A 14,739-nucleotide genomic window follows, 5' to 3' on the forward strand; every position below is an offset into this window, starting at 1 on the left:
GCTCAGATCTGCACCGCGCGCACCAGGATCAGGAACTCCTGGCGCTTGTAGCCCTTGGTCGCGCTGCCACCGGCCGCGATCGGCACGCCGTTGCCAAGCGTCCGCGTGTCCGATGAAGCGACCCGACGGGACAGGCCCGACACCACCATCACCTCGCCCGGGCGCAGCCGGATGTTGGACTGGCTGTCGTTGCCGGCGGTTTCCGGCGTCTGGACCGTCTGCTGGCTGCTGCCGCTGCCCGAGGTCACGTTGAACAGGCCCAGCAGTTCGGTCAAGGACACGCCGAACTTGAGCATGATGACGCCGTTGTCCAGGATCGCAGGCTGCACCATGAAGCGGTCACCCGTCACCACCGTGGAGGTCTTCAGCCCGGGCACGCTCGTGCCCGTCAGGCTGGATGAAGCAGGCGTGGTCTCGGAGAGGTAGCCCGTGGACTGCAGGCTGGTCTGCCGCGCCCACTGGCGATTCATGGCGATGAGGGACACGGGCCGGTAGGTGGCCGAGTCGCTGATCTCCGTCAGGAGCTTGAGCATCACGCTGGAGCCGCCGAACCGTGCCTGCGTGTTCGTGGCGGTGGTGCCTGACGCTGCCGAGAGGATCGAATAGGCCACGCCACCCGCCTGTGCGCTGGCAAGGGAAGTCGGCGCGGTCACGGTCGCACCCCAGGTCTTGGCGGCGTTCTGGATCACCAGGCTCCAGTCCACGCCCTTCTCGTCGTTGTCGGACGTCGTGACGCTGTAGATGTCGAACTGGATCTGGGCCTGGCGCGACATGACCGCGTCCTCGTAGCGCACGACGTCCCGCACCCGGCTCATGACGTCGCGGGGCGCCGTGACCGTCAGGCGGCCCGTGCCTTCCGACAGCACGACGGTGCCGCCGCTCGGTGCGACCATGGCGTCGATCGACTTGCGCAGCGACTCCAGCGCCGCGACCTTGCCCGACTCGGCCACGTTGATGTTGGAGCTGGCCGAGCCGCTCGCGCCGCCGGAGCCACCGGACGCACCGGAACTGCCGGAACTCGAGCCGCCCAGCGTCATGCGGTAGTCCATCGCGTCGACGAAGGCCGCCAGCTCGAAGCTCTCGGTCTGATACCGCTCGATCACGATCGAGCCGTCACGGTAGGCCCACGACAGGTTCAACCGGGCCGTCAGGTTGTCCAGGAAACCCGAGAGGGTGCCGCTCCAGCGCATCTCGACGCTGGCCAGGTCGGTGACCGGCTGGCTGTAGGGCTCGGGCGCCTGCGCGGCCTGCGTGCTCATGACGGCGGCCGCCACGTTGTCGGCGTCCGGCACGAACCCCGCCGGAATGCTCTGCAGCGCGCCGGGCGTCGGCAGAGGCAGAGGACGGGCGACCTGGTTGGTGGCCGTTCGGCCGCCGGAGGTGCCCGCTGCACTGCTTCCCGACCCGCTCGAGCCGGTGCCCTTGCGCAGCGGCTCGTAGACGTCCTGCTTGATCCGCACCGGCACCTTCGTGAGCCGACTGAGCCGCTCGCCCACCACCTCGAGCTTCACCCGCCCGGCCGTGGCCCGGTCATCGAATTGCAGATTGAAGGTTTCGGAGAAGATCGGCGGAAGCACCTCGTCGGACTGCACCGCGGTCATCTTGGCGCCGATCCATGGACGAGACGCACGGCGAACGACGACGCTGTTGCGCGCGTCGGACGCTCGTGCATCCGCGTAGGCGTTGGTTCCGGGTGTGGTGCTCGTGGCCTCCAGGTGACCCTGGCGCGTCTTGGTCACGTTGTCGACGGCCTGTTCGCGCACCGCGGCGCCGTCGGCGTTGATGCGAGGTGTGCCGCAGGCGGAAAGCAGCACGGCGGCGCCCAGCGCGGCGCCCCAGTTGGCAGGACGGCGATTCATGTCAGCGGCACTCCTTGTCTTGGTCGCCCTTGCGGGTGATGCGAACCAGCGGTGGGTTGTTCGGATAGATGCAGACCTCCAGCGGGTAGCTGCTATTGGCGATCCCGGGGGATTCGATCTGGGCCGCTACCGCCTCTTCGAAGCTGCCGGTGAAGGTGTCGGGCGCCTCGACCATCACGTGCTTGGCAGCGTCCCAGCGCACCCGCCAGCCGGCCTGCTTGGCCCAGCGCTGGAAGGTGTTGGCCAGGTAGACGTCGCGGACATCCACGGTCCACTGTTGGCTCTGCGCGGTTGCCACGGGTTCGGCGCCGGTGCGTTGCGGCGCCGCCGCCGCAGGCGCGGAGACGGCAGCCACTGGGAGGGCTTCCAACGGGGCTTCGGGCGCACCATCAGGAGCGGACTCTTTCTTCCTGGCCGCGGGCTGTGCTCGGACGGGCCGTGTGCCCTTGGGACAGTGGATGGTGCCCGGCACGCCTGCGACGATGGCCTCGGGCTCTGAGCTGGCGTCGGGGGAAGGCGCGGCGGCGCTCGGCGAACAGGTCACCGCGGCGCCGGCGACGGTGTGGAGCACCGCCAGCGCTGCGGCCAGGATGAACGCGTGAAAGGACTGTCTGTGGCTCAAGGAATGCTCCAGATGGCGGTGTGGTGCGCGGCGCGGCAAAGCCCAGAAAGCGCCCGGAGGACCAGCCTCCAGGCTCAAGGCGCTGAGCGCCACCAGTGACGCAATGAAGTGTTCCGAGCGCTCCGATTTCTCTCCACAAACAATCGCGTTCACGTGAAAGCGGATATCGGCTTGACGCCAACAGGTGGATGTGGCAGCGCTCCCCGAGCCCCTTTGGCAAGCCGTTTGGAGGGAGACAGGGCAATGCCGGCCAGGGCGGCCGGCATACGGGCAAAGGGCCAGCTACGGGCTACTGGGCCTATCCAAAGGGCGCGCCGACTGCTGCTCCGCGACGCAGCCGGCGCAAAGGGCTTACAGGTAGTGGGAAGACCGACGGGCGAACTACGGGAGAGACGGGCGCGCCTTGCTGGCGGCGGGGCCGCCCGGCGCAAAACGGCCTGGCACAGCCCACTCGCGCGACAGCCGGACGTCGTGAGCGGGTGAACCAAAAGGGAGCCATCGCGCTACCAGATTTCCAGGTCGAGCGCCAGTGTTTATCGCGCTCACGTGAGCGCGGATTAGGCAGGACATCTCATGAAAGCCGGAATAAATTGGCGCGCGACACGAACAGAGGATGCCCAGACAACGCGTTCCAGTGGGTGGCTTGCAGCTGCCCTGGAAAAGGGCAGGCACACATGGACGACGACTACCCAGACGACGACTACCCCTTCTTCGGCCGCGAGGTCGGCGACCATGGCAATGCGCCGTTCGTGATCCTGCGTTGCCTGGCCCACCTCGGGCTGTCCGACTGGGCGACGACCCTGATGCACTGGCTGGGCCGGTACGACGGCCTGGAGCAACACCTGCACCGCGAATACGATCCGGCGCGCAACGTGCGAGACGTCCTGACGCAGCTTTGCGTCGGCATGCCGCGCCGCGAGGCGACCCAGCCGCTGTCGGCCCAGGAGCGCCGGTTGCTGATCGAGGCGATCACCCACCAGCTGCTGCAGCTGACTTTTCTTCGGGTCCGGGCCCACTGGGGCCCCTGGGGCGTGAAGAAGGTGATCTGGGACCCACTCGCCATGGATTTCCTGGCCTTCCTGGCGCTGGGCCCTGACTCCAGACAGCTCCGTAACGCATGCGAGAGCGACAAGCTCGACGCGCTGCAGGTCTGGACCAAGAGCCTGGACGACCCACGCCATGAGGCAATGATCCGGCACATCCTGCTGGAGGAAGCCCCGATGGGGGAATCTGGCGCAGCTGCGGCGCCCAATGGCAGTGCCTGAGCCCAAAAAGGCCCTGCAGGGCATCCTGGGCCGCGTGCGTTCACTGCTGGGCGGCCGCTTGGCGGCGGCTGTACAGCCGGCATCGCCGACGCCATCCAGCCCGCCGGAGGTGATCGAGGTCGCGGGTAGCCAGCCGAACTGGCTCAGGGTGCTTTCGGGTGACCAGCTTCTGCAGCTCGTCCGCGCGCAGAAGCCCCTGGACGAGATCGAGCGCAAGTCCCGCCTGGCCAAGGCCGTGTTCGAGCGAGATTGCCTGGCCCCGCTGCGTAGGTACGCAGAGTTCGTGCAGTTGATGCCGGCGTCGGAGGCCCACCATCATGCCCATGTGGGGGGGCTGCTGACCCACACGATCGAGATGCTGCTGGCCGCGATGACCTGGCGCAACGGGAGCATGCTGCCCGCAGGCGCCCCCATCGAGGCGATCGACGCCCAGCGGGACGAGTGGACCATGGTGGTCTTCTACGCCGCATTGCTGCACGACATCGGCAAGCCGTTGACGGATCTGCGCATCAGCTGGCGGTGCAAGGACACCGCCGATGGCGTGCGGTGGCCACCGATGGCCGGATCGTTGCCCGAGCTGACCCGAGGGAGGAAGTCGCCTGAGTACCTGGTGCAGTTTGCGCCGAAGGTGGAGCGCAACTATGGCGCGCACAGCCGCAGCGCGGTGATGCTGCTGCAGCGCATCGCTTCGCCAGAGGCCCTGGCCATGCTGGCCCGGCAGCCGCAGGCGTATGAGGCACTGAGCCGGTATCTCGCCGGCGAAGACCGGGAGAGCCTGGTGGCCAAGATCGTGATGAATGCAGACCAGGCGTCGGCCCGTCATGCGCTGACGAACGGCAGCCGTGCGCGCTTTGCCACCGCGCAGGCCACGCCGCTGATCGACCTGATGATGCGCAGCCTGCAGGCCATGCTGCGCACGGGCACCGTGCTGCCCATCAATCGCTCTGGCGCAGCGGGCTGGGTGTACGACGGCAGCCTTTGGTTCGTAGCCAAGCGTGTCGCGGATGCCACCCGAGACTGGATCAAGAAGCACGCCCCGGATGAAGCTGTGCCAGGCGACACGAAGAATGACCGCTTGTTCGACACCTGGCAGGACTACGCGTGCATCACCCCGAATCCAAGCACTGGGCAGGCCATCTGGTACGTGGTGGTGCATGGTGCTGCTGCAGCGGATGCTGACGGGCAGCAGGGCGAAGCTGAGCCAGCAGAAAGCACGTATTCGCATTCGCTCACGATGCTGCGGTTCCCGCTCGAAAAGCTGTACCAGAGTCCCGCGGAATATCCTGCGGCAATGCACGGGCGCATCGAGGTGCTGGACAAGCGCAAGGCAGCTGGCGACGGAGCTGCGCAGGCCGACGCGGAAGCAGCCATCCCCGAGGGCGTCGAACCAGTGCTGTCCAACGAGGAGGCAAGCCTGCCGCAACCATCCGTTGCGTCGACCAGCAAGTCTGCTGCTGCACCTTCAGGCGAGGATGCGCGAGACGCTGCGACAGCGGTAACGCAGCCTGCGCATGGTGCAGCCAGTACTACCGGCCCAGAGGGTGCGGGCAAGGTGCGCCCGAGTCGTGCGCCAGTTGCTGGGCCCACGATCCGTGCGCCATCGTTCAATCGACCGCCCAAGGAGTCGGCCAAGGCGGGTGGCGGGAAAGCGGATGGCAGCGCCAAGCAGCGGGCCCCTGCAGATGCTCCTGCCGCATCGGCTGCGCAGCAGTCGGATCCGAAGCGAACAGCCACAAGGGCAGACCGGAACGCCGCCGGCCCCATGTCTTCAGAGGCCGCGTACCTGCTTGATGATGCGGAGGACATTGCGGATCTGGTCCACACGGCAGCTGGGACCCGTACCTCAGTCGTCGCGCGTGCCGAGGCGGATGCGCCTGCGATGCCGGTCCACCCTGGAGCGGCCATACCCGAGGAGGGCCATGCGAACGGCCCAGCGAACGCTGGTGCTCCGAAGAGGCTAAGCGGCCGTGGCAAGCGGCCGCTTCTGCCGGCCGGATCGAGTGGGACGATTGATGCAGCTCGCCGCCCGCCGCCGTTGCTGCGGGGCGGGGCCCCGGCGGCGCCGACGCTGTCTGTGAAGCAGCGGCTGGCGATGCCGATCAGCGGAGAGCGGCCGATGTTGTTGCAGGAGGCTGAGGCAGATTTTGTGGGTCGCGCCGCGGCGCAGCAGCCGGTCGCACAACCCGGCCCGGTCGTGCTCACGCCGACGCTTCCCGAGATCTCATCGGCTCATGCCAAGCCTGCGCCAGAGCCCTCAGAGCAGGCGATCGCCTTCCTCACCTGGTTGCAGCGCGGCCTGGCCACGGGCGAGATGCGTTTCAATGAGACTGGTGCCGCAGTGCACTTCGTGGCCGAGGGCATGGCCCTCGTGTCGCCGCTGATCTTCAAGCTCTTCGCCGCGACCATGCGGCGAGATGACGAAGTCGGGGACTATGCTATTCAGGTGCAGCGTGAGGTCACGAAAGCTGGCTGGCACCTGATGGGCCCAGCGGGAAAGAACATCGTTCAGTACGCCGTCGTTGGGCGCGGCGGGGCTTCCGTGGCCAGGCTCGCCGCCGTGGTGCTCGTCGACCCTGCACGCTTCGTGATGCCAGTGCCGCCGCCAAACCTCGCCCTGCGCCTCGAAACCTGAGGAGGGAACGATGGCCTGAGGCGCACTGCGCCGCGGCGCGCGTTGTTGCCGGGAGACGGCTCAAGGCGCGCCGTCACCACCAGTACCACGACGTTGCCGTACTCGATTCAACAAGCGCGCGAGCGACTGGGGCCAGCTTTGCGCCAGATCATCACCAACGTGAAGTCGCTCCCGGAAGGTGCCAAACCGCGAGGCCAAGCGACCGCTGTGGCGACAATCCATCCTGCTTTCCAGGCCAAGACTGGCATGCCAGCCGAGGTGTTCCACCGCGCTGGTCTACGCGCGGTGGGCAGCAAACCAGCCAAAGTGGTGCCGACCAACGACCACCGCAAGAGTGCGCCGAAGGGCGAGCAGCCTACCGTTGAGGTTTACCTCACGGGCACTGTCGACGATTTTTTATCATTGGAAAGCCTGTTGCTTTCGGGCCTTACTGGCAAAGGCGTGCAAAGGGAGTTCTGCAAGCTCGAGGCGTTCAGGTCGCTTACGGCGCAGGAACGATTGCTGCGGCTGGAAGGCCAGGAAGACTCCGTAGACATTGAGGTGGTGCTCCACGCTGACGGCTCCGACCAAGTCCTTCTGGACACCTTTGAGCGGTACGCGAAGAGCTGCGGAGCGCACGTGCATCTGGCCAAGCATCTTGCAGTGCCAGGCCTGGTTTTCATGCCGGGCGATGTTCCGCGCGCGCAACTCGAACGCTTTGCTCAATTCACTGCGTTGCGCGCGATTCGACGGCTACCGGTGCTGCGGCTAAACCGGCCAGTTGTGCGGCAAAAGCTCACCATACGGGCGCCTGAGATCCCAACAGCCGATGCACTCGATCCGACCCTGCGTGTTGCTGTATTCGACGGCGGTATCGGGATAAAGGACTTTGCTCGCTGGAGTACCGAGATCGTGCCCTCTGCGCTTGCAGACACGCTTGGCGACTACCTGTCGCATGGCACGGAAGTGACTTCAGCGCTTCTATTTGGCGCTGTACGCGAGGATGCGACGGAATTGCCGCGTCCCTACTTCAATATCGTGCACCACCGAGTGCTGGGGCACGATGACGAAGCGGATCCAGACCTCTACGACTGCATGAAACGCATTGATGCAGTGCTGCGCGTTGGCAATATTGACTTCGCAAACCTTTCGCTGGGTCCGCGATTGGCGATGGATGACGGACACCCCCATGCGTGGACAGCCATGCTCGATGCACATCTGGCCGCGGGCGAGACACTCATGACCGTGGCTGTTGGCAACGATGGAGATGTGCAAGGGCCGATGGGACGCATTCAGCCTCCAGCGGACGCGGTGAACGCTCTTTCGGTAGGTGCGGCCGATTCAGATGAGTTCATGTGGGGACGCGCAGCCTATAGCTGTTTCGGCCCAGGACGCTCGCCCGGCTTGGTCAAACCTGATGGGATTGCATTCGGCGGCACGCACTCGCGGCCCCTCGTGCTGCTCAATCCGCTCTCCGGGGGGCTCAGTGGTGTGCAAGGCACTAGTTTCGCTGCTCCTCTGGTGCTGCGCACCGCCGCAGCAGCGCGGGCTCTTTGCAAGACCTCGCTGAGTGCTACCGCGCTGAGAGCTCTACTGATCCACCGCGCGGAGCGCACTGACGCGCACGAGCTCGTTGACGTGGGATGGGGCCGTTTCCCGCAAGCGCCGGAGGACCTCCTTACATGTGAGGAAAGCGAGGTTCGAATCCTGTATCAAGGCTATATCTCTGCGGGCGGGACGTTACGGATTGGGTTACCCGTTCCAGCCGTCCCACTAGGCGTCAGACTGCGTATCACCGCCACCTTCTGCTTTGCCTCTTCCATTGATGCCGCCGACCCCGTGAATTACACCCGGCATGGGCTGACTGTGGTGTTCCGGCCTCGTGGCGCCGGCAGCACGGATGCCTTCTTTTCTTCATCAGGCGGCGGTACAGAGCAAGAACTCCGGCGCGACGCGCACAAGTGGGAAACCGTGCTACACCGCACTCGCAGCTTTGGCGCCGACGAGTTGCTCGACGCCTGCTTTGATGTCAGCCATGGAGTGCGCGAACACGGCCATTCAGTGGTCAACAACGATGCGCGTGCGCTGCCCTATGTACTGGTGGCGACGATTGCAAGTGAGAAGGGCGAGCCGATCTATCAAAAGGTGATCAACAAGTACCGTGCATTGACGCCCATCCAACTCCGTCAGCAGATCCGGCTGGAACGCTGAGGGCGAAGGCCGTACTCGTGCAGACCGCCTCGCGAATGCATCACGGTCGTGGCACGGATCCGCCCTACCCGCCTCTGAGGCGGAGGCGCACCGAAGAGAAACCTCCGGCCGGCTCCCAGCGCATAGACGGTTGGCGCCGCGCATCAATCCACCTTCACCTGGAACAGCACGGCCCCCGTGCCGCCGCCATTGAGCGTGCCCGTGAAGGTCCAGCTGAGTGGGCCCGTGCCGCCCGCGGTCTGTGCCACGTCGCAACCCACCACCGGTGCCGGCGCCACGTTCGCCGGTGTCACCTTCGTGCACGCTGTCAGGCCCGACGGGGTCGTGTCCGTCTTCGCGCTCACGAACGTCGTGTACGTCGGCGTCGCGTCGTTGATCACCAGGCTCGTGATTGGCGAGGGGGCCGTGTTCGCATACGTGATCCGGTACTCCAACACCTCCCCCGACTTCGCCTGGTTGTTGATGCCGAAGCTGCCGCCCTGTGTCACGTTGCGCACCTCCTTGGTCAGCTGCAGCGCCGAGTTGCCCACGTTCGTGGTGTCCGTGGCCGTATAGCTCGCGCTCAGGCTGGGCGTCGCGTTGGTGAACGCCAGCGTCGCTGTCACCGGCACCGCGTTGCTGCTGCCCTCGGGCGCCGTGGCCGGCACCTGCTCGTGCACCAGAAAGCACAGCTGCTGCCCCTGCACCACCGTCAGCGTCGTCGCGGCAGTCAATGGCGGCACCGACAGATCCAGCGCACCCGTGCAGTTCGCGTCCAGGTAGGCCGCCTCGCTCCAGCCCGTGACGGTGTTCGGGAGAGCCGTGGCAGCACCGAGCTGCAACTTCAGCGTGCCGCCTGTCCCGGCCGTGAACGTGTGCGGATGCAGCGCGCGCATGCCGGGCCGGGCCTGCTGGGCGCTCGCCGTCGGCGTGAGCGTGCTCGCCGGTACCTGCCCGAAGTTCAACGTGCTATCGCCTGACGCGGCAGCCGTGAATCTCACGCGCTGGTCCGCACGCCCATAGCCATAGGCCACGCCGCCGACGGACACGGTGGCGCCATCCACGAGCGGCGTACCCGCGGCGTTGGCGCCGGTGGGCAACAAGCCCGTGGGTAGCGCGGGCTGCACGCAGATATCCTGCCCGAGTTGCGCCGGCGGCACGCTCAGCGCATAGGCACCGCTCGCGTCCGTCGTGGTGCTGGCGTAGGTGACCCCCGTGCAATTGCCGAGGTTGACGGTGACGCCAGCGAGTCCGGCTTCGGCCCCGTTCTGTCGCCCATCGTTGGGCGTGCCCGTGTTGCTGCTGCCAGCGGGCGCGCCGCCGTCATTGAATACCACGCCCGAAATCCGCGGCACCGCCACGAGGTTCACCTGCCTGTTGACGTCGTCGTACTGAACGACGCCCTTGTAGCCGATGGCCGCCAGGTTGTCGGCAGCGAAGCGGCCACTGCGCGTCCCTGTGTAAGTGATGAGCGTGTACTTGCCGGTCGGGTCGAAGGCCGTGCCACTGGCGATGAAGAGGCTGCCATCCAGGACGAGGTCGCCGTTGACCTTCACGAGGTCGTTGCCCGCACCGACGGGCGCGTCCAGATCCAGGTTCAGGCGGGCGCTGCTGCTGAGCGTCAGCGCACCGGTGGTGAGGGTACCGACGCTGCCGGCGGACGCCGTGGCACCGGGCTGAAGGATGCCGCCGAGGGCGACGGGACCGGCCACGATGCCGGTGCCCCCCAGGGTGGCACCGGGCATCACGCTCACCGCGCTGCCGTTGGCCGTACTGCCGGTCACCAGCAGTGCGCCGGCCGCGATCGTGGTCGGGCCCGTGTAGGTATTCGCGCCCGTCAACGTGAAGCTGCCGCCCCCGGTCTTGGTCAGGGCCACGGTGGCGCTGCCGTTGCCGATCACGCCACCATAGCTGGTGCTGGTACCGTCGCCGCCCACCGTGAGGATGGGACTTCCCGATGTGCTGCTGCCAACCGCACCGCCTCCGGCCAGCGAACCGAGCGTCTGGCTGAAGCCGCCCAGATCCAGCACCGCACCATTGGCGACCGTCATTGCGGAGTTGTCGCCAAAGGCGGTATCCGCCACCCCCGCCACCAGCCTTCCCGTGCTCACGGTCGTCGGACCGGTGTAGGCATTGGCATGGCTGAGCCGGATCACCGACGACCCGGAGCCGTCCGCCCGCACACCGCCCGCACCAGCGATGGGAATACCCAGGGTGTAGGTGTCGCTGCGTCTCAAGGCCAGCGTGGCACCGCTGGCCACGCTCGCTCCGCTGCTCGTGCCGATGTCGCCATAGGCCGTCCCGGCACCGATGTCCAGCACCGTGCCTGTACCCACGGCCGTGGTGCCGGTGTAGGTGCTGGTGCCGGTCAATGCCAGCGTGCCGCCCCCGGTCACGGTGATGCCCACTCCCGACCCGGCAAGGGGTGCAGAAATGGTGATCACACCGGACGACGGCGTGCTGATCGTCGCGTTCTGCGCCAGACTCAAGGCGCCGGTGCCCAGGCCGGAGATGACGTAGCCGCTCGTGCTGAAGGTCAGCCCGCCCACGCTCGGCTGGTAGCCTTCGGCCACCTGTACGCGGCCCGGTGCCGCGCCGAAGATGGCCGTATTGGTGCCCCCGGCCCAGACGCCGTTGAGCCCGCCGCCTGGCAGGCTCCAGGTGTTGCTGGTGCCGGTCCAGTTGCCGTCGCCACCATCGATGCTGGTGTTGCCAGCCGTCGCATCCCAATAGGTGAAGGGGCCGGTGCCAGCCAGCAGTTCGTCGCTGCTGCTCGCCCAGTAGGTCAGCGCCGCGGCATTGGTGCCCAGGGCGATCTGCTTGAGCGTCGGCTGGCCCGTCGCATTGCGGTTCGGTCCGGCGGCGATGGCCGTGGCGAAGAAGTGGCTGCCAGCCGTCCAGCCGCTGGCCTTGAGTTGGCCGGTGAGGCTGCCGATATTGGCCACCCGCAGGCTGCTCGACGCCGTGAAGCCGATGGTGCTGGCCGCCGACTGCGTGAGCGTGCCCAGGCTGTGCGTGAAGTTGCCCAGGTTGAGCGTGCCTCCGGCGAGCACGATGTCGACGGCGCTGTTGTCGATCGGGCCGGTCAGCGTCAATACCACGCCGTTGCCCACCGTGATGCGGCCGCTGCCCGTGATGGCCGCAATGCTGCTGGCGGTACCGGCACCGTTCAGCGTCAGTTGGCCGCCGCTGCCCAGGACGAGCGTCCCGTCGCAGGCCAGCCCGGCCGACAGGGTCTGGAGCTTGCCGTTCAGGTCCAGGGTGCCGCCCGACGGGCCGCCGGCCACGGTGACCACGCTGGCGCTGGGCAGCACGTTGTTGCCGCCCAGCACCAGCGCCCCCTGCGTCACGCGTGTCGGTCCGGTATAGCTGCTGGGATTGGCAAGGGTGGTGCTCCCCGTGCCTTCCTGCAGGATGCCGCCCTGCCCGCTGACCTGCTGGGTGATCATGTGGGCATTGCTGCGCGCAAAGCTGAGCGTGGCTCCGCTGCTCACCGACACCGCGGCGCTGCTGCCCAGGCTGCCCGCCGTGCCGGCGACCTGGAGCGTGCCCGCATTGACCGCGATGGAGCCGCTGAAGAGATTGGCGCCCGTCAGCGTGAGCACGGCACCTGAGCTCCCCTCCTTGATGAGCGCGCCGCCGCCGCCGATCACGCCGCCGAGGGTCTGCGCCGCGCTGCTGGCGTAGCGCAGCGTTCCGGTCACGGTGATGTCGCCGCCGTAGCTGCCGCCGCCCAGCGTGCCCGCACTGCCTATCTGCAGCGTGGCACCCGTGGTGATCGTCGTGCTGCCCGTGTACGAACTGTTGCCCGTGAGCGTCACCGTCCCCGGCCCTGAGAACTGGAAGGCATTGGCGCCCGCCAGTTCGCTGGAGATCGTGGGATTGACGCTCGCCGCCGTCGTGCTGATGACGTTGGTGCCCGCCGCCCCGCTGAGCACCCCGCCATTGATCGCATAGCTCTGGACCTTGAAGGTGAGCCCACCGATGCTCTGCGTGCCGAGCACCCGAACGCCGCCCGCAGTGGCATCGAAGACGGCGATGTTGCTGCCCCCGGCCCAGGGCCCGTTGAGAGTGCCGCCGCTCGTGGTCCAGTTGCCCGAGACGTCGTCCCAGTCGCCCGAGCCACCGTTGACCGCGCCGTTGGCCGGGATGAGGTCCCAGTAGATATAGCTGCCCGTGGCCGGCAACAGTTCGCCGGGCGAGCCGCTGGCCCAATAGGTGTAGCGGGGCTCGTAGCCACCCAGCGCGATCAGGTTCAAGGGCGCCAGTCCCGTGGCATTGCGGATGGGCGAGTTGGCAAAACTGCTCGCGTACAGGTGGCTGCCGCTCGTCCAGCCGCTCACGCTCAGCCGCCCCGCGAAGTTGCTGCCGATGGTGTTGAAGGTGACGTTGGTCTTGCTGGTGAAGACCATCGTGCTCGCCTGCGACTGCGTGAGCGTGCCGAAGCTGTGCGTCAGATCGCCCAGGTACAGCGTGCCGCCATTCATCACGAAGTTAAGCCCGGTATTGCTGATCGCACTCGTGAGCGTGAGGCTCGCGTCCTTGCCGATGGTGATGGTGCCGGTGCCGGTGATCGCGCCGACGGTGCTGCTGCCGCCCGTCAACTCCAGGCTGCCGTTGTTGCCGAGGTCCAGCTTGCCACCCGCAGCGATGGTCAGGCCCTTCGACAACGTCTGCGCCATGTTGGCCAGGCTGAGCGTGCCGTTGGCAGCCACGCTCACCACCGTGCCCACCGGCAGCGTGTTGTTCACGCCGAGGGCCAGCGTGCCCGCGTTCACTGTCGTCGTTCCACCGTAGCTGTTCAGGCCGCGCAGCGTGAGCGTAGACGTGCTGCTCGTGTCCTTCACCAGCGAGCCGGTGCCGCTGATCACCCCAGCCAGCGACAGCGACGCACTGCTCGAATACTGCAAGGTGCCGTTGTTGACGATGCCGGCGCTGTAGTTGCCGCCCGAGCCCAGGGTGCCCGCGCCGCCGATCTGCAGCGTGCCGGCGTCGATGGTGGTGCTTCCGGCATAGCTGGCAGCACCGGTCAGCGTCAGCCTGGCGCTGCTGCTCGTGTCCTTCACCAGCGAGCCCGATCCGCTGATGGTGCCCGACAGCGTCTGGTTGACGCTGCTCGAATACTGCAGCGTGCCGTTGATGTTGTTGATGGCACCTGCGTAGGCACCGCTCGTGCCGTTCCAGCCCAGGCTGCCGGCGCCGCCGATCTGCAGCGTGCCTGCACTCAGCGTCGTGTTGCCGGTGTAGGTGTTGGCACCGGTGAGGACGAGCCGGCCACCGCCCTCCTTGGTGAAGACATTGCCGCCAGTCAGCGCGCTGCCCACCGTCGCCGTCTGGCCGGTGTTGGCCACGGTCAGCGCATTGCTGGTGGCCGCACCCTTGAGCGACCCGCCCGTCAGGCTGTAGCCGCCCACATTGAAAGTCAGGCCGCCGATGCTCTGCGTGCCCGACACCGACACGGTGCCCGGCGTGCCCTGGAAGATTGCGACATTCGTGCCCGCGTCCGACCAGATGCCATTGCTGGAGCCATCCGCGTAGGTCCAGTTGTTGGCGACCAGGTCCCAGGCGCCCGTGCCACCCATGACACCAGGCGTCACCGACCAGTAGGTGTAGGGCTTGTACTCCACCATCAGCGTCAGGCTGTTCATCTTTCCGGTCGCCATCCGGATGCCGCCGTCGCTGCCCTGCCAACTGGAGACGCCGTAGATGGGCGAGTTGTTCCACGCCCACACGTTGCCGGTATTGAACGCACCGCCGGCCAGATAGAACTTCACCTGCTTCTGGATCGCGTAGCGACAGGTGCCGGTGCCCGGGTTGTTGAAGTTCCAGCCGATGTAGCCCGGGTCGGACTGCTCGAACCAGGTGCTGTTGATTTCTTGGCAAGTGTTATCAGATCGTTGATAACTGGTGCTCGCGGAGCCAGTGGAACGGACATAGATGCCCGGGATGCCTGTCTGGTTGTTGGTGCTGTAGTCGATCTCCGTCCAGAGCTGGGGCCAGCCCGTCCGGGTGTTGTTGCCGTCGCAGGAAGTGCTGTAGGTGATGGTGCGGGTGCCGATCTCCGTCCCCGGCGCAACGGAGCCCGTCCACACGATCTTGGTCGAATCGGAAACGGTGGCGTCGACGGTCGAACACCACGTCGCGCTGGCGTCCGTGGCGCCCAGCAGGCCCATGCATCCCACGATCATGCAA

The 14,739-nt window shown here is 66.8% G+C and carries 6 protein-coding genes; 3 read left to right on the top strand and 3 right to left on the bottom strand.

The window, feature by feature from the left end; genetic code table 11:
- Positions 1 to 2 precede the first annotated feature (2 nt).
- Positions 3 to 1,859 (bottom strand): type II secretion system protein GspD, encoded by a 1,857-nt coding sequence (locus ACT54X_RS12720; RefSeq protein ID WP_476346872.1) that lies wholly within the window; start codon positions 1,857 to 1,859, stop codon positions 3 to 5.
- 1 nt (position 1,860) lies between these two features.
- On the bottom strand, positions 1,861 to 2,634 hold the full coding sequence (locus ACT54X_RS12725) for a toxin co-regulated pilus biosynthesis Q family protein (protein WP_476346873.1): 774 nt from the start codon (positions 2,632 to 2,634) through the stop codon (positions 1,861 to 1,863).
- A 521-nt stretch (positions 2,635 to 3,155) separates the two neighbouring features.
- On the opposite strand from ACT54X_RS12725, the gene ACT54X_RS12730 reads away from it, so the two are divergent.
- From ACT54X_RS12730 to ACT54X_RS12740, 3 genes are all read left to right on the top strand, one after another.
- Entirely contained in the window at positions 3,156 to 3,746 is a 591-nt protein-coding gene (locus tag ACT54X_RS12730) for a hypothetical protein (RefSeq protein WP_476346875.1), read from the top strand.
- Entirely contained in the window at positions 3,733 to 6,378 is a 2,646-nt protein-coding gene (gene mobH / locus ACT54X_RS12735; protein ID WP_476346877.1) for a MobH family relaxase, read from the top strand. The genes ACT54X_RS12730 and mobH overlap by 14 nt, the downstream gene beginning before the upstream one ends.
- 93 nt (positions 6,379 to 6,471) lie before the next feature.
- Positions 6,472 to 8,568 (top strand): S8 family peptidase, encoded by a 2,097-nt coding sequence (locus ACT54X_RS12740; protein WP_476346879.1) that lies wholly within the window; start codon positions 6,472 to 6,474, stop codon positions 8,566 to 8,568.
- A gap of 143 nt (positions 8,569 to 8,711) precedes the next feature.
- Here ACT54X_RS12740 and ACT54X_RS12745 read toward each other — a convergent pair whose 3' ends face one another.
- Positions 8,712 to 14,735 carry an autotransporter-associated beta strand repeat-containing protein gene (locus ACT54X_RS12745; protein ID WP_476346881.1) on the bottom strand — a complete coding sequence of 2,008 codons (6,024 nt, stop codon included), beginning with the start codon at positions 14,733 to 14,735 and terminating at the stop codon, positions 8,712 to 8,714.
- Between the last annotated feature and the right edge of the window lie 4 nt (positions 14,736 to 14,739).

Source organism: Pseudacidovorax sp. DMC4, from assembly GCF_056314265.1.